Source organism: Micromonospora sp. NPDC005237 (assembly GCF_040607775.1).
Lineage (GTDB): Bacteria > Actinomycetota > Actinomycetes > Mycobacteriales > Micromonosporaceae > Micromonospora.
Genome location: NZ_JBEXHJ010000012.1, coordinates 38,845 through 62,547 on the forward strand (window position 1 = coordinate 38,845; position 23,703 = coordinate 62,547).

Annotated in this window: 19 protein-coding genes; 9 read left to right on the forward strand and 10 right to left on the reverse strand. The window is 73.1% G+C overall.

Features of this window, described 5'->3' with window-relative positions; all coding sequences use genetic code 11:
* Positions 1–63: 63 nt before the first annotated feature.
* A complete protein-coding gene (locus ABZT87_RS28020; RefSeq protein ID WP_355139220.1) occupies positions 64–1,119 on the forward strand; it encodes a GNAT family N-acetyltransferase in 1,056 nt (351 codons plus the stop codon).
* A gap of 83 nt (positions 1,120–1,202) precedes the next feature.
* Here ABZT87_RS28020 and ABZT87_RS28025 read toward each other — a convergent pair whose 3' ends face one another.
* Positions 1,203–2,768 carry an aldehyde dehydrogenase family protein gene (locus ABZT87_RS28025; protein WP_355139222.1) on the reverse strand — a complete coding sequence of 522 codons (1,566 nt, stop codon included), beginning with the start codon at positions 2,766–2,768 and terminating at the stop codon, positions 1,203–1,205.
* A 436-nt stretch (positions 2,769–3,204) separates the two neighbouring features.
* Here ABZT87_RS28025 and ABZT87_RS28030 point away from each other — a divergent pair, with 436 nt between their 5' ends.
* Positions 3,205–6,093, forward strand: coding sequence for a glycoside hydrolase family 9 protein (locus tag ABZT87_RS28030; RefSeq protein WP_355139224.1), 2,889 nt, complete (start codon positions 3,205–3,207; stop codon positions 6,091–6,093).
* Positions 6,094–6,300: 207 nt separating this feature from the next.
* On the forward strand, positions 6,301–8,796 hold the full coding sequence (locus ABZT87_RS28035; RefSeq protein WP_355139226.1) for a non-reducing end alpha-L-arabinofuranosidase family hydrolase: 2,496 nt from the start codon (positions 6,301–6,303) through the stop codon (positions 8,794–8,796).
* A gap of 67 nt (positions 8,797–8,863) precedes the next feature.
* Here the strand turns inward: ABZT87_RS28035 and ABZT87_RS28040 are convergent, their stop codons facing one another.
* The 3 genes from ABZT87_RS28040 to bioB are packed head-to-tail and all read right to left on the reverse strand — an operon-like array spanning position 8,864 to position 10,590.
* Entirely contained in the window at positions 8,864–9,370 is a 507-nt protein-coding gene (locus tag ABZT87_RS28040; protein ID WP_355139228.1) for a GNAT family protein, read from the reverse strand.
* A gap of 4 nt (positions 9,371–9,374) precedes the next feature.
* Positions 9,375–9,593, reverse strand: a complete 219-nt coding sequence (locus ABZT87_RS28045) for a hypothetical protein (protein WP_355064047.1) — start codon at positions 9,591–9,593, stop codon at positions 9,375–9,377.
* A 1-nt stretch (position 9,594) separates the two neighbouring features.
* Positions 9,595–10,590 (reverse strand): biotin synthase BioB, encoded by a 996-nt coding sequence (bioB, locus tag ABZT87_RS28050; RefSeq protein ID WP_354855452.1) that lies wholly within the window; start codon positions 10,588–10,590, stop codon positions 9,595–9,597.
* 273 nt (positions 10,591–10,863) lie between these two features.
* Between bioB and ABZT87_RS28055 the strand changes: the two genes are divergently transcribed.
* The 4 genes from ABZT87_RS28055 to ABZT87_RS28070 are packed head-to-tail and all read left to right on the forward strand — an operon-like array spanning position 10,864 to position 15,037.
* Positions 10,864–12,000 carry an 8-amino-7-oxononanoate synthase gene (locus tag ABZT87_RS28055; RefSeq protein ID WP_355139342.1) on the forward strand — a complete coding sequence of 379 codons (1,137 nt, stop codon included), beginning with the start codon at positions 10,864–10,866 and terminating at the stop codon, positions 11,998–12,000.
* Positions 11,988–12,722 carry a dethiobiotin synthase gene (bioD, locus tag ABZT87_RS28060; protein ID WP_355139230.1) on the forward strand — a complete coding sequence of 245 codons (735 nt, stop codon included), beginning with the start codon at positions 11,988–11,990 and terminating at the stop codon, positions 12,720–12,722. Before ABZT87_RS28055 ends, bioD begins: the two co-directional genes overlap by 13 nt.
* A gap of 54 nt (positions 12,723–12,776) precedes the next feature.
* Positions 12,777–14,363 carry a histidine kinase gene (locus tag ABZT87_RS28065; protein WP_354855450.1) on the forward strand — a complete coding sequence of 529 codons (1,587 nt, stop codon included), beginning with the start codon at positions 12,777–12,779 and terminating at the stop codon, positions 14,361–14,363.
* Positions 14,360–15,037 (forward strand): response regulator transcription factor, encoded by a 678-nt coding sequence (locus tag ABZT87_RS28070; protein ID WP_354855449.1) that lies wholly within the window; start codon positions 14,360–14,362, stop codon positions 15,035–15,037. Before ABZT87_RS28065 ends, ABZT87_RS28070 begins: the two co-directional genes overlap by 4 nt.
* A gap of 32 nt (positions 15,038–15,069) precedes the next feature.
* Here ABZT87_RS28070 and ABZT87_RS28075 read toward each other — a convergent pair whose 3' ends face one another.
* The 5 genes from ABZT87_RS28075 to ABZT87_RS28095 form a co-directional block, all read right to left on the reverse strand.
* A complete protein-coding gene (locus ABZT87_RS28075; protein WP_354855448.1) occupies positions 15,070–15,891 on the reverse strand; it encodes an ABC transporter permease in 822 nt (273 codons plus the stop codon).
* Positions 15,888–16,820 carry an ATP-binding cassette domain-containing protein gene (locus ABZT87_RS28080; protein WP_354855447.1) on the reverse strand — a complete coding sequence of 311 codons (933 nt, stop codon included), beginning with the start codon at positions 16,818–16,820 and terminating at the stop codon, positions 15,888–15,890. Before ABZT87_RS28080 ends, ABZT87_RS28075 begins: the two co-directional genes overlap by 4 nt.
* Positions 16,821–16,903: 83 nt before the next feature.
* On the reverse strand, positions 16,904–17,764 hold the full coding sequence (locus ABZT87_RS28085; RefSeq protein ID WP_355139232.1) for a polysaccharide deacetylase family protein: 861 nt from the start codon (positions 17,762–17,764) through the stop codon (positions 16,904–16,906).
* Between the two features lie 33 nt (positions 17,765–17,797).
* The gene (locus ABZT87_RS28090) at positions 17,798–18,919 is read right to left on the reverse strand and encodes a cytochrome P450 (protein WP_355139344.1); all 1,122 of its coding nucleotides are present in this window, start codon (positions 18,917–18,919) and stop codon (positions 17,798–17,800) included.
* 66 nt (positions 18,920–18,985) lie between these two features.
* On the reverse strand, positions 18,986–19,654 hold the full coding sequence (locus ABZT87_RS28095) for a 50S ribosomal protein L11 methyltransferase (RefSeq protein WP_354855445.1): 669 nt from the start codon (positions 19,652–19,654) through the stop codon (positions 18,986–18,988).
* Positions 19,655–19,847: 193 nt separating this feature from the next.
* Here ABZT87_RS28095 and ABZT87_RS28100 point away from each other — a divergent pair, with 193 nt between their 5' ends.
* Entirely contained in the window at positions 19,848–20,174 is a 327-nt protein-coding gene (locus ABZT87_RS28100) for a hypothetical protein (RefSeq protein ID WP_355139234.1), read from the forward strand.
* A complete protein-coding gene (locus ABZT87_RS28105) occupies positions 20,171–20,698 on the forward strand; it encodes a hypothetical protein (protein WP_355139236.1) in 528 nt (175 codons plus the stop codon). The genes ABZT87_RS28100 and ABZT87_RS28105 overlap by 4 nt, the downstream gene beginning before the upstream one ends.
* A gap of 45 nt (positions 20,699–20,743) precedes the next feature.
* Here ABZT87_RS28105 and ABZT87_RS28110 read toward each other — a convergent pair whose 3' ends face one another.
* Positions 20,744–23,674: a M36 family metallopeptidase gene (locus tag ABZT87_RS28110; protein ID WP_355139238.1), complete on the reverse strand. Its 2,931-nt coding sequence runs from the start codon at positions 23,672–23,674 to the stop codon at positions 20,744–20,746.
* Between the last annotated feature and the right edge of the window lie 29 nt (positions 23,675–23,703).

Genomic DNA, 23,703 nt, shown 5'->3' on the forward strand with positions numbered 1-23,703 from the left:
CGGCCGGGCAACCGGGCCGCAACAGCCGGGGGCGAGGCTCTGACGTGGGGAAGGGAGCCAACCATGACGTTGTGGCGGATCCGGGCCACCGTGGACGACCGACCGGGTTACCTGTCGGTTCTCACGGCGAGCCTCGCGCTGCGTGGGGTCAACATCCTCACCGTGCAGGTACAGCCCACCGAGCAGGGCGCAGTGGACGACTTCCTGGTCGACGCTCCGGACGCGCTCGACGAGGCCGAGTTGGTCGCGGCCGTCGAGCGGGGTCGTGGGCGGGACTGCTGGGTGGCTCGCAGCGAGGCGCGCGGCCTGGCCGACCAGCCGACCCGCGTCCTTGGGCTGGCCAACCGGCTGGTGCGTGACCCGGACGCGGCGGGTGAGGCGCTGCGGACCCTGCTCGGCGCGGACTCGGTCAGCTGGCGGCCGGCGTCGACCGGCGTGGACCGGGGCAGCACCGCCACCACCATGCTGCTGGCCGACCCGGCGGGCGGCTCGTTCGCGTTGCGCCGGGCCGCGCCCGCCTTCACCCCGGCGGAGTACGCCCGGGCACAGGCCCTGGTCGAGGTGGCCGCCACCGTGACCCGTCGGGCCGCCGAACAGGTCACCCTGGTGCTGCCCGACGGGGCCGAGCTGATCGTGCGTCCCGCCTGCGTCGATGACCTGCCGAGCGTCCTGGAGCTGCACGAGGGCTGCTCGCCGCGCAGCCGGCAGCGGCGCTACCTGGGTGGTGCGGCACTGCCGCAGCCGGCCCGGCTGCGCCGCCTGCTGGAGCCGAGCCGAGGGCTCACCCTGGTCGCCACGACCACCGACGGGGACGGCGCGCTGGTCGCGATGGCGAACCTGGTTGGCGAGGGCGACGAGGCCGAGGTGGCGTTGCTGGTGCGCGACGACTGGCAGCGCCGCGGCCTGGGCTCGGCGCTGCTGCGCCGGCTGGTCCGGCACGCCGACGACGCCGGCTACGCGGCCCTGGTGCTGCACGTGCAGATGGACAACGCGCCGATGCTGCGGACGCTGCGCCGGCTGAACCGGTCCAGCTCAACGGAGCGCGACGGCACCCTGCTCACCCTCACCGTCCCGCTCGCCGCGGATCGCAAGGGCATGTCCCTCACGTCGGGCGCGTAGGGACGAGCCCTGGTCACCCGCTGTGGAGAATGGCCCCTCGCCCCGCACGAGGCGTCGACGAGGGGCCGTTCCCGGTACGGCGGTCAGGTGGCGGGGTAGCTGTTGTAGTCGGGGAAGTTGCCGTAGAGGCGGCCCTCGCCGCCCACGGTGACCGCCTGCACCAGCAGGTCGCCGCCCACGAACGCGCCTTTCCAGGAGGCGCCCCGGCCGCCGAACGGCTCGTCCCGGTCGCCGCGCGAGCGCGGCTTGTTGATGCCCACCTTGAACGCCTGGAGGTCCACCGCGAGCTTGCCGGCCTCGTCGGTGTCGTCGCAGGCCAGCGACGCGACGAGCGCGCCGTTGGAGGCGTTCATGGCGGCCAGCAGCTCGTCGGTGGTGTCCACCACGACGATCGTGTCGACCGGGCCGAACGGCTCGGCGTGCATCAACCGGGAGCGGCCGGGCGGGGCGAGCAGCACCGACGGCGCCACGTACGCCGAGGTGTCCTGCCCGGGTAGGAACGGCGCCCCGGTCAGCTTGCCCCGGTGCAGCGGCACCGCGCCGCCGCGCACCGCCTCGTCGACCTTGCGGTGCAGCTCGTCGGCCTTGGCGGCGCTGATCAGCGGCCCGAAGTCCAGCTCGGGCAGCGGGTCACCGGCCGTCCAGTCGTCCCCGACGACCAGGGGGTGACCGAACCGGACCGACCGCACGACCGGCAGGTACATGTCGAGGAACTCGTCGACCAGGTCGCGCTGCACCACGAACCGGGGGTACGCGGTGCAGCGCTGCTTGCCGTACTCGAAGCCCTTCTTCAGGTGCGCGGCGAGCAGGTCCCACTGGGAGAAGTTCCAGATGCCCCAGGCGTTGAGGCCCTCCTGCTCGATGAAGTGCCGCTTCTCGCTGTCGAGCAGCGCGGCGGCCACCTTGCCGCCGTTGGAACGGCCGCCGACGAACGCCACCGCGCCGATCTCGGGCGCCCGGACGAGCACCTCGGACAGTTCCTCGCCGCCGCCGGAGACGAGGGTGGCGGGCAGGCCGGCGCGACGCATCAGCGCGTGCGCGACGGTCAGGCAGACCGCACCGCCCTGGGACGGGGTCTTGGCGATGACCGCGTTGCCGGCCAGCAGTTGGACCAGCTCGGCGTGCACGAGGACGCTCATCGGGTAGTTCCAGGAAGCGATGTTGCTGACGGGACCGTCCAGTGGCTCGCGGCCGTCGGCGAGCATCCGGTCGATCTCGCCCACGTACCAGCGGACGCCGTCGAGCGCCCGGTCCACGTCGGCGCAGGCCAACCGCCACGGCTTGCCGATCTCCCAGACGAGCAGGAGCGCCAGCAGGTCACGGTGGGCGGTGAGGGCGTCCACGGCGTCGCAGACCCGGGCCTTGCGATCGCCCAGCGGGGTACGCGCCCAGGCTTGGTGCGCGGCGGCGGCGTGCGCGACCGCGGCGCGGGCGGTGTCGGCGTCGAGTCGGGACAGGTTGATGACGACGCTGTTGTCGACCGGAGTGCGGACCGGCGCCGGGTGGCCGACCGCCCGCCAGTCACCTTCGATGAGGTTGTGCAGCGTGGTGACGCCGTCCACCTCAACGCCGAACGCCTCCGGCGTGGCGGCGACCGCCCGGGCGAGGGCGTCGGACCAGGCGGTGCCGTCAGCGAGTCGTAGTGCCATCGCGTTCTCCTCAGGGTTGACCGGGGAGCGGCGGCGTCGACGGCACCGCTGATGATCGGTACTGTCTCGCGCCCGGTAGTGGGTCAGCAACCGTACGCTTGTCTGGCTGGCCGCCGACGCGTCCGAGCGGTGCGAGGATCTTTCCAGAAGCGCACGCCGTGAGCTGCGAAAACATCAAGCATTAATCGAAATGCATCGATGGTGTGAGATGGTCCGCAGTGGTTACCCGCGAGTACGGAAGTGGCCCCCGCGGCTCGGCTCCGGCCGGCAGGCTTCCCAACCGACGGCCCGCCCTTTACATTGTCGATTATCCATGGGAGCGCTTCCATGCCTCCCCGTGGTCACACCGCCACCCCGCTGTCGCCGGTGGCCGTGCCGCCCCCACGCCGTCCCGCGTCGGTGCGACCGCCGGCGGCGCCTCCGACAGGAGCCCTTCATGCGCCACCTGACCCGGCCGTCCACCGGCCACCCCGGCCGGTCGCCGGTCGCCGACCAGCCCTGGCCCCGGCGGTTGCTGGCCGCCGGCGTCGCCCTGCTCACCGGGCTGTCCCTCGCGGTCACCGCGCCGCCGGCCGGGCCCGCGTCCGCCGCGCCGGCCTTCAACTACGCCGAGGCATTGCAGAAGTCGCTGTTCTTCTACGAAGCGCAGCAGTCGGGCAAGCTGCCGGACTGGAACCGGGTCTCCTGGCGCGGCGACTCCGCGCTCACCGACGGCGCCGCCGCCGGGCTGGACCTCACCGGCGGCTGGTACGACGCCGGCGACCACGTCAAGTTCGGCTTCCCGATGGCGTTCAGCGCCACCATGCTGGCGTGGGGCGCGGTGGAGTACCGCGGCGGCTACACGGCCTCCGGTCAACTGCCGCACCTGCTCAACAACCTGCGCTTCGTCAACGACTACTTCATCAAGGCGCACCCGTCGGCCAACGTCCTCTACGGACAGGTCGGCAAGGGCGACGACGACCACAAGTGGTGGGGCCCGGCCGAGGTGCTGCCGATGGCGCGGCCCGCGTACAAGATCGATGCGAGCTGTGGCGGCGCGGACCTCGCCGGCGAGACGGCGGCCGCGATGGCCGCCTCCTCGATGGTGTTCCGGCCCACCGACGCGACCTACGCGGACAAGTTGCTCACCCACGCCCGGCAGCTCTACACGTTCGCCGACACGGTGCGGAAGTCCTACAGCGAGTGCATCACCGACGCGGCCTCCTTCTACAAGTCGTGGAGCGGCTACCAGGACGAGTTGGTCTGGGGCGCGATCTGGCTCTACCGGGCCACCGGCGACGCCAGCTACCTGACCAAGGCCGAGAGTGAGTACGACAAGCTCGGCACCGAGCCGCAGTCCACCACCCGTTCCTACAAGTGGACCATCGCCTGGGACAACAAGCAGTTCGGCGCGTACGTGCTGCTGGCCAACCTGACCGGCAAGCAGAAGTACGTCGACGACGCCAACCGCTGGCTGGACTACTGGACCGTCGGGGTGAACGGGCAGCGGGTGCCGTACTCGCCCGGTGGGATGGCGGTGCTCGACTCCTGGGGCGCGCTGCGCTACGCGGCCAACACCTCCTTCGCCGCGCTGGTCTACAGCGACAAGACCACCGACACGACCCGCAAGGCGCGCTACCACGACTTCGCCGTCCGGCAGATCAACTACGCGCTCGGCGACAACCCGCGCAACTCCAGCTACGTCATCGGGTTCGGGGCCAACGCACCGAAGAACCCGCACCACCGCACCGCGCACGGGTCCTGGTGGGACAGCCAGACGGTGCCCGTCGAGACCCGGCACACCCTCTACGGCGCGCTGGTCGGCGGCCCGTCCTCGGCCAACGACGCGTACACCGACAGCCGGTCCGACTACGTGATGAACGAGGTCGCCACCGACTACAACGCCGGCTTCACCTCGGCGCTGGTCCGGCTGACCTCCGAGTACGGCGGCACGGCGCTGGCCAACTTCCCGGTCGCCGAGACGCCCGACATGGACGAGCTGACCGTGGAGACCACTGTGATGCAGGCCGAACCCCGGGCCACCGGGCTCAAGGCGATCATCTACAACAAGTCGGCGTTCCCGGCCCGGGCCCTGACCACCGGCAAGTTCCGGTACTACTTCCGGCCCGACGGCACCGGTCCGGTCCAGGTCACCTCCGGCTACACCCAGGGCTGCCCGTCGCCGACCACGGCCAAGCAGTTCAGCGGCGACATCTGGTACGTCGAGGTGGATTGCACCGGCTACACCATCGCCCCGGCCGGGCAGTCGCAGCACCGGATGGAGGTCCAGTTCAAGATCGGCGTGCCGGAGGGTGGCACCTGGGACCCGACCAACGACCCGTCGTACCAGGTGACCGCCGGGCCCAACCGCAAGGTTCCGCTCTACTCCGGCGGGGTGCGGGTCTGGGGCGAGGAGCCCGGACCGGCCACCCCGGACACCACCGCGCCCACAGTGCCCGGCACGCCCGTCGCGTCCGCCGTCACGTCCAGCGGGCTCACGCTGACCTGGGCCGCGTCCACCGACACCGGCGGCAGCGGGTTGGCCGGCTACGAGGTGACCCGTACCTCGGCCGGCGCCGACCCGGTCGTCACCGCCTCGACGGGGGCCACCCTGGCCGTGACCGGGCTGGCGCCCGAGCGGACGTACCAGTTCACCGTGCGGGCGCTCGACGGCGCCGGCAACCGCTCGGCGGCATCGGCCGCGCTCACCGTCACCACGCCGACCGGCCCGGCGCCGGACACCACAGCGCCGACCGCACCCGGTACGCCCACCGCCTCCGCGATCGGCCCGACCGGCCTGACCCTGACCTGGGGCCCGTCCACCGACGCGGTGGGCGTCACCGCCTACCGCGTCTACCGGGGCGGGAACGTTCTGGTCGGCTCGGCCACCGGCACCACGCTGGCGGTGACCGGGCTGACCGCCTCCACCACGTACACGTTCACGGTGGTGGCGGTGGACGCGGCCGGAAACGTTTCGCCCGCGTCGCCGGGCCTCACGGTCACCACCACGGCCCAGCCTGCCGGCGGCGGCTGCGCGGTGACCTGGACGTCGAACAGCTGGGACACCGGGTTCACCGCGAACATCACGATCGCCAACACCGGCACCACGGCGATCAACGGCTGGACGCTCGCGTTCACGTTCGGAAGCAGCGGGCAGAAGGTCGGGCAGGCCTGGTCGGCGAACGTGACCCAGACCGGCACCGCGGTGACCGCGTCGAACCTGTCCTACAACGGGACACTGGCGCCGGGTGCGTCGACGAGCTTCGGCTTCAACGGCACCCACACCGGCAGCACCACCAGGCCGACCGCCTTCACCCTGAACGGCGCCGCCTGCACCGTCTCCTGACTCATCGATGCGGCGTGGCGTGGCCGGTACCGCACCCGGGCGACCGGCCACGCCGCGCGCGCAAGGCCAAAACATTTCCGAAATATTTCCGAAAACTCGATTGTCTGGACCGACGCGTGGTTAGCATCGATCGAGTTTGATATCCCAATCGAAGACGTCCGGCCGTGCCCCTCGGCGGCCCGGGTGTTGGCCAGTAAGGAGGCCGAGATGGCAATGAGCCCATCCGTTCATCGCGGCGGGACTCGGCGACGGCGATCACCCGCCGTCCGAGCGCTGCTCGCCGGCGCGTTCAGCGTCGTGACTGTGGCCGCCGTCGCGGTGATGATGCCCTCGGCGAACGCCGCCGCGTCCACGCTCGGCGCGGCCGCCGCGCAGTCGGGCCGGTACTTCGGCACCGCCATCGCGGCGGGCCGGCTGGGCGATTCCACGTACAGCACGATCGCGGCGCGTGAGTTCAACATGATCACAGCCGAGAACGAGATGAAGCCGGACGCGACGGAGCCCCAGCGGGGCCAGTTCAACTTCAACTCCGGTGACCAGATCTACAACTGGGCGACCCAGCGCGGCCTGAAGGTCCGTGGGCACACCCTGGCCTGGCACGCGCAACAGCCGGGGTGGATGCAGAGCCTGAGCGGCAGCAGCCTGCGTCAGGCGATGATCGACCACATCAACGGCGTGATGGGCCACTACCGGGGCAAGCTCGCCGCGTGGGACGTGGTGAACGAGGCGTTCAACGAGGACGGCAGCCGCCGCTCGTCCAACCTCCAGGGCACCGGCAACGACTGGATCGAGGTGGCGTTCCGCACCGCGCGGGCGGCCGACTCGTCGGTCAAGCTCTGCTACAACGACTACAACATCGAGAACTGGTCGTACGGCAAGACGCAGGGCGTCTACCGCATGATCCAGGACTTCAAGTCCCGTGGCGTGCCGATCGACTGCGTCGGGTTGCAGACCCACTTCACCGGCGGCAGCTCGCTGCCGAGCAACTTCCAGACCACGCTGTCCAGCTTCGCCGCGCTCGGCGTGGACGTGGCGCTGACCGAGGTCGACGTCACCAACTCCTCCACCACCCAGTACGCCGGGTTGACCCAGGCGTGCCTGAACGTGCCGCGCTGCATCGGCATCACCGTCTGGGGCGTACGCGACAGCGACTCGTGGCGCTCGAACGAGAGCCCGCTGCTCTTCGACGGCGGCGGCAACAAGAAGGCCGCCTACAACTCCGTCCTCAACGCGCTCAACGCGGCCCCCCCGACCTCGAGCCCGACCGCGAGCCCGACGGTGAGTCCGACCGTGAGCCCGACGGTGAGCCCGACCACGAGCCCGCCGCCGAGCGGCGGCTCCGGCCGGATCGTCGGGGTGCAGTCGGGCCGGTGCATCGACGTGCCGAACGCCACGCAGACCAACGGCACCCGCGTCCAGCTCTACGACTGCAACGGTCAGTCGAACCAGCAGTGGACGTACACCTCCGGCAAGCAGTTGCGGGTCTACGGCAGCAAGTGCCTCGACGCGAACGGCGCGGCCACCGCCAACGGCACCGGAATCATCATCTGGGACTGCAACAGCGGCGCGAACCAGCAGTGGAACATCAACTCCAACGGCACCATCACCGGTGTTCAGTCCGGCCGGTGCCTGGACGTCTGGGGCACCGGCAACGGCCAGCAGATCCAGCTGTACGACTGCCACGGGCAGACGAACCAGCAGTGGCGGACCGACTTCGGCGGCACCACGCCGACGTCGGCGCCGCCCACCACGGCACCGCCGACCACGACGCCGCCCACCACGAGTCCGCCGAGCGGCTGCGCGCTTCCGTCGACCTACCGCTGGTCGTCGACCGGCGCGCTGACGAACCCGCAGAACGGCTGGGTCTCGCTCAAGGACTTCACCAACGTGGTCTACAACGGCAAGCACCTGGTCTACGGGTCGAACGTCAACAGCAGCGGCCAGTACGGCTCGATGAACTTCAGCACGTTCACCAACTGGTCCGACATGGCCTCGGCCAGCCAGACCGGAATGAGCCAGGGCACGGTGGCGCCCACGCTGCTGTACTTCGCCCCGAAGAACATCTGGGTGTTGGCGTACCAGTGGGGACCGACCCCGTTCAGCTACAAGACGTCGAGCGACCCGACGAACGCCAACGGCTGGTCCTCGGCGCAGACGCTGTCCACCGCCACCCTCTCGGACGCCCCGTACGGGGTGATCGACCAGACCCTCATCGGCGACGACCAGAACATGTACCTGTTCTTCGCCGGGGACAACGGCAAGATCTACCGGTCGAGCATGCCGCTGGGGAACTTCCCGGGCAGCTTCGGCTCGACCTACACGACGATCATGACCGACTCGACGAACAACCTGTTCGAGGGCGTCGAGGTCTACAAGGTGCAGGGCCAGAACCAGTACCTCATGATCGTCGAGGCGATCGGGAGCCAGGGACGCTACTTCCGGTCGTTCACGTCCACCAGCCTGAGCGGCTCGTGGACCCCGCAGGCCGCCAGCGAGAGCAACCCCTTCGCCGGCAAGGCCAACAGCGGCGCGACGTGGACCAACGACATCAGCCACGGTGACCTGGTCCGCACCAACCCCGACCAGACCAAGACCGTCGACGCCTGCAACCTGCAGTTCCTGTACCAGGGCAAGAACCCCAGTGCGGGAGGCGACTACAACCTGCTGCCGTGGCGGCCGGGTGTACTGACCCTCCAGCGCTAGGCGCACATCCGTTCGCGCAGAACCGGGGCGTGCCCGGCACCGTGGGTGCCGGGCACGCCCGCCCGGTTCAGTCGGCCAGCTCCTCCGCGAGCAGGTCCATGAGCAGGGCATTGTGCCAGCGGCCGTCCTCGCCCCGCTCGTAGCGGCGCATGATGCCCACCGGCCGGAAGCCCACCTTCGCGTACGCCCGGATGGCCGCGCTGTTCGCCGCGGCCGGGTCGATGGTGAACCGGTGGTGGCCGTACTCGTCGATCAGGTGCCGGGCCAGGGTGCGGATGGCGTCCCCGCCCAGGCCCTCGCCGCGCACCGCAGGGTCGAGGAAGATGTCCAGGCTGGCGTGCCGGTAGTCCGGGTCCGGTTCGGCGTACCACTGGATCGCGCCGATCACCCGGCCGTCGTGCTCGATGGCGTACAGGGCGAGGTCGTCGTCGTTCAGGTCGGCCTGGACGGACGCGGCCAGGTCATCGCCGCCGCGCCACCACCGGCGTACCTCCGGCTCGGCCCGGATGGCCGCGAGGGCCGGCACGTCCGCGACCGTCGCCGGTCGGAGGGTCACCGCACGCCCACGCAGCATCGGCTCAGCCTCGGCTCTCGCCGTGCTCGACGCAGACCGCAGACCAGCCGACCGGCAGCACCTGCACCTTCATCCGGCGTCGGCAGCGCGGGCAGTAGCGCGGCGGCTCCAGCGTCCGGGCCGCCGCGCACGACTCGTGCCCGGCGGCCGACGCGTCCTCGCCGCAGCGGTCACACCAACGCTGCGCTGCCACAAGCTCGGTCACGTCGTCCTCACCGGTCAGCTCAGAGGGTCGCGGAGAGAGCCTTGACCGGCATCTTCAGCTCGTCGAGCAGGTCGAGGTCGGCGGTCGCCGGCCGGCCCAGGGTCGTCAGGTAGTTGCCGACGATCACGGCGTTGATGCCGCCGAGCAGACCGTCGCGGGTGCCCAGGTCACCGAGGGTGATCTCCCGGCCGCCCGCGTACCGCAGGATGGTGCGCGGCATGGCCAGCCGGAACGCGGCGATGGCCCGCAGCGCGTCCTTGCCCTCGACCACCGGACGGTCGCCGAGCGGAGTGCCGGGGCGCGGGTTGAGGAAGTTCAGCGGCACCTCGTGCGGGGCCAGCTCGGCGAGCTGAGCGGCGAACTCCGCCCGCTGCTCGACGGTCTCGCCGAGGCCGAGGATGCCGCCGCAGCACACCTCCATGCCGGAGTCGCGGACCATGCGCAGCGTCTCCCACCGCTCCTCCCACGAGTGGGTGGTGACCACGTTCGGAAAGTACGACCGGCAGGTCTCCAGGTTGTGGTTGTAGCGGTGCACACCCATGTCGACCAGGTCGTCGACCTGCTCCTGGGACAGCATCCCCAGCGACGCGGCGACCTGGATGTCGACCTCGGCCTTGATGGCGGCGACACCCTCGCGCATCTGCTTCATCAGCCGGTCGTCCGGGCCGCGCACGGCCGCCACGATGCAGAACTCCGTCGCCCCGGTCTGCGCCGTCTGCTTCGCGGCCTCGACCAGCGACGGGATGTCCAGCCAGACCGAGCGCACCGGCGAGGTGAACAGGCCCGACTGCGAACAGAAGTGGCAGTCCTCCGGGCAGCCGCCGGTCTTCAGCGAGACGATGCCCTCGACCTCGACCTCCGGGCCGCACCACCGCATCCGCACCTCGTGAGCGAGCTGGAGGGCGGCGGGCAGGTGCTCGTCGGGCAGGTTCAGCACGGCGAGGACGCCGGCCTGGTCGAGGCCGACGCCGTCACCCAGGACCTGGGTGCGGGCCTGGTCGAGGATCTCTGGCATGGCTCGTACCCTACAAGGCCCCCGGCCAGCCGGGTACGACCTGCCGTCCGGTCGATCTCCGCCGGCGGAGATCGACGCACGCCGGTGGCGACCGCTGGTGACCGGCCATTGACGGTACGTGGTGACGGTCGCCGCGGATCCCGATCGGCGTCGACATCCGCCGCCGGTCGGCCCCCGCTTGCCGAGTGGATTCGTCGGGTCGGTGGCGGCGGGTGGTAATTTCGCCCGGCGGGTGTCGGCGTGACCGGCGCGGACGGCGGTGAAGGGGTGACGGTGGCGGACTGGCTGGCGGCGCTCGATCGTCGCGCGCAGTTGCGGGCTAAGGCCGGCCTGACCCGTCGGCTGCACCCGCGTCCCGCCGACGACCGGATGACCGACCTGGCCGGCAACGACTACCTCGGCCTGGCCACCCACCCGGAGGTCACCGCCGCGGCCACGGCGGCACTGTCGGCGTACGGGCTGGGGGCGACCGGGTCGCGGTTGGTGCGCGGCTCGACCGACGCGCACGAGGCCCTGGAGGTCGAGCTGGCACAGTGGCTGGGCACCGACCGGGCTCTCGTCTTCTCCTCCGGATACCTGGCCAACCTCGGCGCGCTGCGGGCCCTCGTCCAGCCCCGGACCCTGCTCGTCTCGGACGCGCACAACCACGCGTCGCTGATCGACGGCTGCCGGATCTCCGGCGCGGAGACGGTGGTCAGCGCGCACGCCGACGTGACGGCGGTGGCCGCCGCGCTGGCGGTGGCGCCGGGACGTCCGGCGGTGGTGGTCACCGAGTCGGTCTTCTCGGTCGACGGCGACCTCGCGCCGCTGGCCGACCTGCACGCGGTGGCCCGCCGCTACGGCGCGCTGCTGCTGGTCGACGACGCGCACGCGCTCGGCGTGACCGGTCCGTCCGGTGCCGGCGCGGTCGCGGCCGCCGGGTTGGCCGGCGAGCCGGACGTGGTAATCACCGCCACCCTCTCCAAGGCGCTCGGCGGGGCGGGTGGGGTGGTCGCCGGCCCGGCGGAGTTCGTCCGACACCTGGTCGAGACCGGCCGTACGTTCATCTTCGACACCGCGCTGCCGCCGGCCGTCGCGGCCGGTGTGCACGCCGCGCTGCGGCTGGCCCGGGCCGGCGACGACCTGCGCGCCGAGGTGGCCGACCGGGTGGCGCTGGCGGTCGGTCGACTGGGCGCGGCCGGGCTGGCCGTCTCCGCGCCGGACGCGGCGGTGATCTCGGTGGCGGCGCCCGGCCCGGAGGCGGCGACCGCCTGGGCCGCCGACTGCCGGGACCGGGGAGTTGCGGTGGGCTGCTTTCGGCCGCCCTCCACCCCGGACAGCCGCTCCCGGCTGCGCCTGACCGTCAGCGCGGGGGTGCCCCGGACGGATTTCGAGCGGGCCCTCAGCGTCATCGTGGAGTGCGCGCCGTGAGCGCGTGGGAGGGGCCGGTGCTGGTCACCGGCACCGACACCGAGGTGGGCAAGACGGTGGTCACCGCGGCGATCGCGGCGGCCGCGCAGGCCGCCGGTCTGCGGGTGGCGGTTCTGAAGCCGGGTCAGACCGGCACGGCCGGCGGTGAGCCGGGCGACGTGGACGTGGTCAATCGCCTCGCGGCCCCGCTGACCGGTCGCACGCTGGCCAGCTTTCCGGACCCGCTCGCCCCGCTGGCCGCGGCCCGGGTCGCGGACCTGCCGCCGCTGGAGCTGTACGCGGCGGTGGACGCCGTCCGCGAGGAGGCGGACAAGCACGACCTGGTCCTGGTCGAGGGGGCCGGTGGCCTGCTGGTGCCGATGGGACTGCGGCCGTCCGGCGAGCCGTGGACGATGGCCGACCTGGCGGTGTCGCTCGGCGCGCCCGCGGTGGTGGTCGCCCGCGCCGGGCTGGGCACGCTCAACCACACCGCGCTGACCCTGGAGGCCCTGGACCGTCGTGCGGTGCCGGCCGGCGTGGTGATCGGCGCCTGGCCGGCGTCGCCGGAGCTGGTGCACTGGACGAACCTCACCGACCTGGTGCCGAACCTGCTGGGCGCGGTGCCGGCCGGCGCCGGTGCGATGGACCCGGGGGTGTTCCGGCGGTCGGCGCCGGGTTGGCTCACTCCCGCGCTGCACGGGGTGCTCGACGACTGGCGCGTCTGGGCCGAGGAGAGCAGCTGAACACCTGACTTTCGTCGGTGTCGGGGCAGGTCGGGCGTGGGTAGCGTGGCCGCCGTGAGCATCCTGGACCTGCCGGGGCGGTGGCGGCGTCCGCTGCTGGACGTGCTGCTCTGGGCTGTGGTGGCCGCCCCGATCGCGGCTGCCCGGTTGACGCCGCCGTACCCGCGTTTCGACGTGGCGCTGCTGCTCGGTTCGCTGGCGCTGCTGGCGGTCGCGGTGGCGTCGGCGCGGCGCTGGCCGCTTGTCGGGTTGCTGCTGGTGGTGCTCGGTTCGCTGGTGGACGGCAACTTTGTCTTCGCCATCCCGGTGTTCAGTTATCTGAGCGGGCGGCGCAGTGCGGGCGCGGCGCCGGCGGCCGCGCTGTTCGGCGTGATCGCCGTCGGCGGCACGGTGCTGAACCTGGGGTTGCTCGGTACCGGGGCGGCGACCTGGTTCCTGCTCGCTTCGGTGCTGCTGTTCGCCGGGGTGTTCCCGTGGCTGGTGGGCCGGTACCGACGGCAGCAGCAGGCTCTGACCGACGCCGGCCGCCGGCACGTCGAGGCGCTGACGCGCGAGCGGCGGGGCGCCGCGGAGCGGATCCGGCTGCGGGAGCGGGCCCGCATCGCCGAGGAGATGCACGACTCGCTCGGTCACGACCTCAGCCTGATCGCGTTGCGGGCCGCCGCGTTGGAGCTGGCCGACGACCTCGCCCCGGAGCATCGGACGGCGGTGGGGGAGCTGCGGGCCAGCGTCGCGGCGGCGACCGAACGGCTGCACGGCATCATCGGGGTGCTGCGGGAGGAGGGCGGTCCGGCCGGCGTCCGCCCGGTGGGGGAGACAGTCGTCGACCTGGTGGTCGGGGCCCGCGAGGCCGGGATGGCGGTACGGCTGGACGGCCCGACCGACACCGTCGAGCTGCCCGGGTTGACCGGGTCCGCCGCTCATCAGGTGGTGCGGGAGGCGCTCACCAACGCGGCCCGGTACGCCCCGGGCGCGCCGGTGACCGTCACCCTCGCTCGGGACCGGAACGGGGTCGAGGTGCGGGTGCGTAACGCGTCGGCGCCGGCTGGCCCGCTGCCCCGACCGGCTTCCTCGGGGAGCGGTCTGCTCGCCCTCGCCGAGCGGGTCCGGCTGGCCGGCGGCGTGCTGGATGCAAGCCCGTGCCCCGACGGTGGCTTCGCGGTGAGCGCCCGGCTGCCGCTGCCCGCCGAATCGCACTACGGCGCGGGATGGTCGGGAGTGCCCGTCGCGGTGGCCGCCGTGACCGATGGCACGTTCGACGGCGACGCCCCGGTCGGCGGTGGCCCGGAACGGCCGGCCGACGCCGAGCGCCGGCTGCGCGAGGCTCGTCGCCGGGCGCGGCGCAGCCTGCTGACGGCGCTCGCCGCCCCGGCCGGTCTCGCGCTCGTCCTGTCGTTGGTCTACTACTCGGTCGCCACGACCGGCACGGTGCTGGACGAGTCGACGTACGACCGGATGCGACCCGGTACCTTGCGCGCCGACCTGCCCGGGTTGCCCCACCGGCAGCTCACCCCGCCGGTCGGCGGGGCGACGCCGGGGTGCGAGTACTACACCGACGGCAACTTCCCCCTCGCCGAGCCGACGTGGCGGCTCTGCTTCACCGACGGTCGACTGGCCAGCAAGGAGCGGATCGCGCAGTGAACACCGATACGGCCGCGCCGCCTCCGGTCCGGGTGGTCCTCGCCGACGACGAGGCGATGATCCGGGCCGGCGTCCGGGCCATCCTCGCCGCCGATCCGGGCATCGAGGTGGTCGCCGAGGCCGGCGACGGGCGGGCCGCGGTGGAGCTGGTTCGCGCGCACCGACCCCGGGTGGCGGTGCTGGACATCCGAATGCCCCGGTTGGACGGGTTGGCCGCGGCGGCCGAGATCCGCCGGGTCGCGCCGGCCACCGCGACGCTCATGTTGACCACCTTCGGCGAGGACGACCACGTGGCCCGGGCGCTCGGGCACGGCGCGAGCGGGTTCCTGCTCAAGGCCGGTGACCCGCGCGAACTGATCGCCGGGGTGCACGCGGTCGCCGACGGCGGGGCGTACCTGTCGCCGCGGGTGGCTCGCCGGGTGATCGAGCTGGGGGCCGGACGGCTGGCCCGCCAGCCCGCCGCGCGGGACCGGACGGCCGGGCTGACCGAGCGGGAGCGTGAGGTGCTGGCCCTGGTCGGGGCGGGGCTGTCCAATGCGGAGATCGCCCGCCGGCTGCACCTGGTGGAGGGCACCGTGAAGAGCTACCTGACCAGCATCTTCACCCGGCTGGATGTGCGCAACCGGGTGCAGGCGGCGATCCTCGCGTACGAGGCGGGGCTGGTCGAGCAGTGAGCGGGGCCGCGAGGGCCCCCGCTCGGTGTGGCTCAGGCGTCGCGGCGGCGCAGCGCGGCCTGACCGAGCAGCAGGGCGGCGCCCGCCCAACCGGCGAGCACCAGCAGCCCGACCGCGCCCGGGTACGGCTCGGTGTCGCCCGCCAGGAAGTGCCCACCGGCCACGCCGGGGAACGCGTCGGCGATCCGGTTCAGGACGGTGATGTCCGGCTCCTGCAGGGACAGCGGCACGATCATCAGGGTGGCGAAGAGCACGATGATCGTGAGCACCGCGCTGCGCAGCGCCGCGCCGAGGCCGAGCGCCAGGACGCTGACCAGGGCCAGGTAGGTCGCCACCGCCACGATGTCGCCGATCGTGCCGGCGGTCGGCGCGCTGCCCCACTCGCCGAGCACCGGCCGGGCGACCAGGGCGCCGACCCCGCCGAGCAGCAGTCCGAGGACGAAGGTGACCGCGCCGGCCACCACGGCCTTGGCCAGGAGCACCCGACCGCGTGCCGGGGCGCACTGCAGGGTGGTCCGGATGGTGCCGCTGGTGAACTCCGTCGTGATGGCGAGCAGTCCCAGCGCCAGCACGGCGTACTGGGTCAGCTCGACCGCGTCGATCAGCACGCTGCCGACGGCGACGATGCCGGGGTCGTCGGCCGGGTCGTCGTTGGTGTTGGCGTTGGCCGCGTAGATGGCGAGCTGGCCGGCGCTCGCGGCCATCAGGAACAGCCCGGCCAGCATCGTCCACCAGGTGCTGCGCACCGAGACCAGCTTGGTCCACTCGGCGGCCACCGCGGCCCGGAAGGCGGCCGGCGCGCTGACGGCCGGCGCGGCGGTGGGACGGCTGCCCACCACTGTCTGCGTGCTCATCGTGCGTCACCTCCGGTCGGGCCGCCCGCGTACTCGACGCTGTCGGCGGTCAGCTCCATGAACGCCTGCTCCAGCGACGCGCCGTGCGGGCTCAGCTCGTGCAACCGCACCCCCAGCTCGTACGCCAGGTCACCGATCCGGTCGACTGTGGTCCCGGTGACGGTCAGCTCGTCCGGGCCGGCCGGTTCCACGGTGGCGCCGTGCGCGGCGAGACGGGCGGCGAGGGTGGCGAGCCCGTCGGGGTGCGGGCTGCGGACCCGTACGGCGAGTCCACTGCCCGCGATGACGTCGCCGACCGGGGCGTCGGCGAGCAGTCGTCCCCGGCCGATCACCACGAGCTGGTCGGCGGTGAGCTGCATCTCGCTCATCAGGTGGCTGGAGACGAAGACCGTGCGGCCCTGCCCGGCCAGGGAGCGCAACAGCTGCCGGACCCAGCGCACCCCGTCCGGGTCGAGGCCGTTCACCGGCTCGTCGAACATCAGCACCGGCGGGTCGCCGAGCAGCGCGCCGGCGATGCCGAGCCGCTGGCCCATGCCCAGGGAGAGGGTTCGGCCCGGTTTCCCGGCGGCACGCCCGTCCAGCCCGACGGTGTCGAGCACCTCGTCGACCCGCCGCGCGGGGATGCCGTTGCTGCGGGCCATGGCCAGCAGGTGCGCGCGCCCGGACCGGGTGGGGTGGATGGCCCGGGCGTCGAGCAGGGCGCCCACCTCGTGCAGCGGTCGCCGCAGCTCCCGGTACGACCGACCGTCGACGAGCGCCGTTCCGGCGGTGGGCCGGTCCAGGCCGAGGATCATCCGCATGGTGGTGGACTTGCCGGCGCCGTTGGGGCCGAGGAAACCGGTGACCCGGCCGGGTGCGATGTCGACGGTCAGCGCGTCGACCGCGAGGGCCGCCCCGAACCGTTTCGTCAACCCACGTAATGTGATCATGCGCTGACGCTAGGCGTCCGCCACGTCGGCCCGCCGCGCCCGAACGGCACCACCCGACCCTGACTTTCGTCAGGTCGCCCCGGTCAGCGGATGTAGTCCTCCAGCAGCGCCGGGGTGAGCCCCGCCCGGTGGATCGCCTGCAACGCTGCGAGGAGGTCGTCCATCAGCGCCGGCCGGAAGTGCATCAGCAGCACGTCGCCGGGTTGGACCACCTTCTCCGGGGTCTGGTAGCGCACCTTCCCCTCGTGGACGGTCTCGGACCAGTGCAGGACGGCCTTTGCGCCGCAGTCCCGAGCGGCGGTCAGCGTGGTGCTGTCGTACTCGCCGAACGGCGGGCGGAACAGGGTCGCCCGCTTGCCGAACAACGCCTCCAGCCGGTCCACGGCCCCGCAGATCTCCTGCTTCTGGTAGTCGTACGACCGGCCGGCCAGCGAGGTGTGCCGGATCGTGTGGCCCTCGACGACCCCGCCGGCCACCTGGATCTGCCGGAAGTAGACGTCGTGCTCCTCGGCCGCCGGTGAGTTCAGGAACATCGTGACCGGGATGTGCGCCCGCCAGATGAAGTCGGCCACCGCGGGCGGGCGAGCCAGCCCACCGTCGTCGATGGTGATGAAAGCGACCTTCTGGTCGGTCGGCAGGCGGTGCCAGAACGGGATCGGGCCGGTCACGGCCAGCGGCACCGGTTGCGGCGGCGGCGCCTCCGCGAAGGTCGGCACCTGGGACACGTACCAGTCCAGGCTTCCGGGGGCGGGCGGGGCCGACGGGGACGGCGAGGCGGACAGCGACGGCGAGGCCGACAGGGTGGGTGCCGCGACCGACGGGCTCGGCGGGACCGCGGTGATCTGCCGGGCGTGGAACGCGGGCCGGGCTGTGCAGGCACTCAGCGTCAGCAGGGCCAGAAGCGTTGTGGCGGCGAGGATCCGACGGGCGGGGGTGGCGGACACGCCCGGAAACATACCTAGCGGTCCTCGGCCCGGTCAGCCCGGTGCGACCTGCGGACGCCGCACCACGAAGGCGTCCGGCATCCGGAAGGTGAGGTTGTCCGGGCACCACGGCGGCCGGACCACGCTCACCCCGTCGAGCAGTGGCGTCGCCTCGGCCACCACCACGGCCGCCTCCATCCGGGCCAGTACGTCCCCGACGCAGCGGTGCGCGCCCGCCCCGAACGCCAGGTGTCGGCGCGATCCGCGCTGCCCCGGGCGGAACTCGTCGGGGGACTCCACGATCGCCGGGTCCCGGCCGGCGCGGGCCAGCCACAGCACGATGCTGGTGCCCGCCGGCACGGCGGTCCCACCCAGCGTGCCGTCCACCGCCGCGACGCGCCGCCACGTGACGATGGGCGGTTCGAGGCGTAGGCCCTCCTCGACGACGTCGGCCACCGCGATGTCGCCGGTGCGCAGGCCGGCGCGTACCGCCGGTTCGACGGCCAATCGGTGCAGCAGCAGGGTGAGGAACTGCGAGGTGGTCTCCTGGCCGGCGACCAGCAGGAAGAAGAGCGCGCCGACCACCACGTCCGGTGGGTGGCCGCCCGCGCGCAGCTCGGCGGCCAGGCCGCCGCCGGTGGCCGCGAACTCGCGCAGCACGCCGTGGAAACGGCCCACCTCGGTGGCGAGGGCCAGCTGCCGGTCGGCGTCCAGCGGGGCCCAGAACAGCTCCAGTGCGGCGCGGGCGAACTCCTTGACCGCGCCGACCGGCGCGGCCGGCAGCTCGACCAGCCGGGCCAGCACCAGCAGGGGCAGGTCGGCGGCGAGGTCCGCGTACAGGTCGACCGGCGCACCGGCGTCGAGCGCGGCGCGCAGCCGGGCCACCCGCTGCCGGACCAGAGCGGTGAGCCAGGGGCGCTGCGCCGCCACGCGCGTCGGGTGCAGCGCGTCCGCGACGATCGCCCGGATCGGGGGATGGCTGGCGGCGGAGTTGTTCGCCAGCGTCGGCGGCAGCCGGAACCGGTGCCCGGCGAGCACCCGCAGCGCGGTCACCGGCATCGGGGTCACCGCGTCCAGGGCGTTGTCCGGCCGGTAGCGGACCGGGTCGGCGAGGACCTGCCGGACCAGCGCGTGCCGGGTGACGACGAGGTGACGTACGCCGACGTGGTCGGTCACCTCGGCGACGTCCGGCCAGGGTGCCTCGACCTCGGACGCCCAGCCGGAGAACAGCACGTCGACACGCTAGCCGGCAGCCCTCGGCAGGCCGGCGCGCAACTGCCAGACGGTGGTGCGCTTCACCCGGACGCTCTCCAGGGCCTCCGGCACCGGCACGTCGTAGGTCGCCAGCTCGTCGAAGCGGTCCCGGGGCAGGAACGCCCGGCCGGGGTCTCCGACCAGCGCCGGCGCCCCGGCCCGGGTGGCGCGCAGCAGGAACCGCAGCACCCGTCGGGCCATCGCCTCGCTGTAGAACACGTCCCCGGCGAGCACCACCTCGGCGTCGCCCGCGTCGCCGTCGAGGATGTCGCCGAACTCGGCGTCGACGCGTACCCCGTTGGCCTCGGCGTTGAGCGCGACGGCCGCGACCGCCAGCTCGTCCACCTCGACGGCCCGCACGGACGCCGCGCCGGCCCGGGCGGCGGCGATGGCCACCAGGCCGGAGCCGGAGGCGAGGTCGAGCACCCGGCGGCCGGCGACCAGCTCCGGGTGGTCGGTGACGTAGCGGGCGAGCGCCTGCCCGCCGGCCCACGCGAAGGCCCAGAACGGCGGCGGCCGGTCGCTGGAGAACTCGCCCTCGGTCAGCTCCCAGAGCCCGATCGGTTCGTCCGCCTGGTGCAGGCGCACCTCGGGAACGAAGGGGACCGGGGCCAGCCGGGCGTGCAGCCGGACGAAGGTGCTGGAGAGCTCGGACACCCGGCGATTCTCGCGCACCGGTCAGCCCCGGCGACGCACGGAGGTGGTCGAGGGATCGCGGGTACGCGTGAAGGGTTCACCACTCTCGGTGAAATCACCCCTCCTGCTTGGCGTCCGATGCGAAGACACCCCTCTGTCCGGCCCGCCCGTTTCCTCCTAGCGTTTCCCTCCAGGGACGAGAAGGAGCGAGGTGGTGGTGATCGTGTGGCGGTACGCGCTGCGGCTCGGAGCGTTGGTTGCCGGCGTTGCCGGGGCGGTGCTGACCATGGCCGCGCCGGCACAGGCGGCCTTCGCCACCGAGATGAGCGGCCTGCCGGCCCGGTTCACCGCAGGGGGCCAGGTGCGCACGATCTCCGCGGTGGTCTCCCAGACGGACCGGCGCGGCGGATGCGCGAAGGTGCGCTGGTCGATGGTGCTGCGCGTGCAGGGCATCCGGCTCGACCAGGTGAAGATGGACCGGGTGGAGGAGAACGGCGACTTCCGCTGGAGGTCCAGACCGAGGGTGACGTGGCCCGGTTGACCGATCGGCAACTCGACCCGGGCACGCTCTGCCCGGGCCGCACGGTCACCGCCCGCTACCGGGTGGCCTTCGCCGAGGACGTCACCCAGGGGCGGGTCACCCTTGCCGCCGAGGCGTACGACGCCAACCTGCGCCTGTTGGCCCGCCAGACGGCCACCCGGTCGGTGGTGGGGGCAGGGGTCAGGCCGACCGGTACGCCGACGCCGAGCGCGACGCCGGCCGAGCCCAGCGATCCGCCGAGCGAACCGGCGCAGGAGAGCGACCCGGCCGAGGAACCGGTCGCCGACCAGCCCATCGACGCCGCGCCGCCGGCCGCCGGCCGTCCGGTCTCACAGACCGGTGGGTTCGGCATGGTGCAGGCCGCGTTCCTGCTCGGTGGGCTGCTGCTCTCGCTCGGGGTGGGGTTGCTGCTGCGGCTGCGTCACCTGACCCGGGCCGCCACCACCGAGGCCGAGGACCCGCCGGTGGACCGGCTCTGGGAGCGGCCGGCGCCGGCGGGTGGCTGGCGACCGGCCCGCCGCTGATCGGGGGTTGTCGGGGCCGGCGGAGGACCGCCGGCCCCGACGGTGTCACTTCGTGAACGCCTGGAACTCGGCGATCCTGACCTGGGCCCGGGCCGGGCTGGCGGTCGCGCAGTCCGTCGTCGTGGCCGGGTCGTCGTCCTGCTCACCCGCGTACTGCGGGCCGCCGGTGCACTGGCTGGCCAGCACCTCCAGGCGCAGGTGGGTGGCGAGGGTGGTGGGCACCGCGAACGTCCGCAGGTTGATGTCGCGGCTGTACGCCCGGTACGCCCCGCCGGGGAACGCGTCGCCCGCGCTGGTGTAGATCCGCCGCCAGTGCGCCGGGTCCGCGCAGTCGGTCGTCGTCGCGTCGCACGCGGACACCGCGAACGAGCGCAGCGCGCTGAGCGCGTTCTGACTGCCGGTGTCGGGGTCCCCGACGATCGCGGGTCGCAGCATGGCGCTGACGTTCACCCGCTTGACCGTCTGCGGGCCGTCGCCCGGCAGGTCGACGGTGAGCTGCCGGCCGGCCACCCCGTCCAGGGAGGCCCAGTTCGTCGCCTCGGTGTCGTCGACGACCCGGTCCAGGTTGACCCCGTCGCCGCTGATCGTGGCACCGGAGGCCGTGGACGCGAGGTTGCGACTCAACCGCAGGTCCACGTAGCCGGTCCGGCCGGCGTCGGCGACCACGCTGAGCCGTTGGTGCCCGAAGCCGGGCGCGACGGCCAGCAGGTCGTACGTTCCGGCGACCATCTCCACCGTGTCCGGGATCGGCGTGGCCGGGTCGGTGTCCGCGATCGGCGTGGCCCGTGCCTCGTACGCCCCGACGTACACCCGGATCGGCGCGTCGGCGCTGTCCCCGCGGGGGCGCAGGGTGAGCGTGGCGTTGCCGCCGCGCGGCGAGGCGAAGCTCGGCGTCGGGTCGGTGTCCGCGGCGCCGTTGGTGGCGGCGTCCCGGCCCATCCCGGAGCGGGCGAACTCGGCCCAGATCAGGTCCTGGTTCGCGCCCCCGAAGCGCAGCAGGTCGGCGGTGAGCATGTTGTCCCGCATGTCGAGCATGCTGACCTGGCTTGCGGCCTGGAGCAGGAACGAGTCGAAGACCAGTTGCGACCAGCGCCGGTTGCCCGGGCACTTGTCGGCGGTGACCTTGCCCTGCGCGCACTCCAGCTGCCGCTGGGTGGTGCCGAGGCCGTACCGCTTCACCAGCGCCGAGCGGACCCGGTAGTTGGTGGCGCCCCAGATCTCCCCGTCGGCGTGCACGGCGGGGCCACCGGTGTTGTAGCCGATGTCGGAGTAGTTCAGCGGGCTGCGGCTCAGGTCGTAGTTGCGGATGCCGCTGACCAGGTTGCCGGTGACGTAGCCGCCGGTGACGAAGGGCGACTCGCCGGGCGCGCGCAGCCCGTTCTGGTACAGGTACTCGGCGGCGAGCAGGTCGCCCCACGACTCACCCATCGCCCCGCCCTGGTGGCCGCTGATCCCGCTGTCCGGGCCGGCGATCATCCGGTTGGTGATGGCGTGGGTGTACTCGTGGCCGATCACCGTCATGTCGTAGTCGCCGTCCACGCACGGCGGGTACGGGCCGCCGGCCTGCGGCTGCCACAGGTACATGTTGGTGGTCGGCGGCAGGCCGTCGCGCCCGGTGCCCTGGTTGGCGTTGTTGCGGTTGCCGGTCAGCGCGCCCTGCTGGGCGCGGCCCTGCTCGGCGTCGCCGCCCAGCCCGGACGGGGTGAGGTTGACCGCCTGGAGGTTCCACGCCGACTCGGTGAAGCCCAACTGGTACGCCCAGTCGTGCATGCGGTTGTGCATGACGAAGAGGTTGGCGATCGCCGCGTCCGCGTCGTTGCGCTGCGCCGACGTGAACACCGCCGGGTTGCACTTCGCCTGGTGCCACTGGTCGGTGAACGGGTACTCGTAGCGGCGCTCCGCGCTGGGGGTGGCCGGGACGACAGGGGTGTTGGCGCCCCAGGAGAGCACGGTGTTGGCCGAGTTGCCGCGCGAGGTGAAGGTCGGTGCGCCGGTGGCCGCGTCGACGTCCCACGGCTGGCCGGTGGCCGGGTCCCGCTGGGCGACCTGGCAGCCGGGGGCCGGGTCACCGCACCAGCGCACCCGCGGGTCCTGCCCGGCGGCGAGGTCGCGGGGCGGGGTGGCCGGGAAGACCGCCCAGCTCGGGTTGTCCGAGTCGAAGTCGACGAGGTCCTCGCGGACCAGCACCTTTCCGGTGCTGCCGTCCACGTAGCTGGTGAACGCCGCCGGGTGGTCGGCGTCCGCACCGATCATGGTCACCTCGTAGGCGGCCCGGGGCCCGTCCAGCGGGGTGGGTACGGCCACGGCGCGCACGGTGTGGCTGGCCACCGCCGTCGCGGTCAGCCCGGCGTCGGCGAGCGCGTCGGCGTACGCCTGCTCGGCGGTGCGGGTGGCCGGCGCGGGCGCGCTGGTGTCGCGGGCCAGCGAGGAGTTGACGGCGAGCACCGAGCCGCCCTGGACCGCGAGGGTGACCAGGCCGTCGGGCCCGGCCGGCAGGTCGCCGAAGCGCTGCCGCAGGGTCACCACGGCACCGCTGCCGATCGGTCGGACCAGCACCCGTTCCAGGTCGGCGACCGTCGCGGCGTCCATGCCGTACAGGTCACGGTTGGCCCTCAGGTACGCGCGGGCGGCGGCCTCCGGGTCGCCTGACAGCCCGGTGGCGAGCGGGGTACGACCGGGGCCGAGTGCCTGCGGGGTGCCGAACCGGTTCCACCGCACGTCGGGATCAGCGGCGCGGGCCAGGCCGCGCTGGCGGGCGTCGGGTGCCGCCGTACCGGAGCGGTTGTCGAGGTCGGCAGGCTCGTGGTTGCCCTCGGCGAACGGCCCGGACGAGCGTTGCGTGGACGGCGCCCCGGCGGGGGCCGCGGTGCTCGCGCCCGTGGGTAGCAGCGCGGCGATGGTCGCGGTCGTCGCCAGGACGGCGATGAGCCGGCGTCGACGCCGGCTCATCGGGGGTGACCACTCCGGTTGTGGCACGGGACCTCCTCGTGGGAGCGGGATGGCCG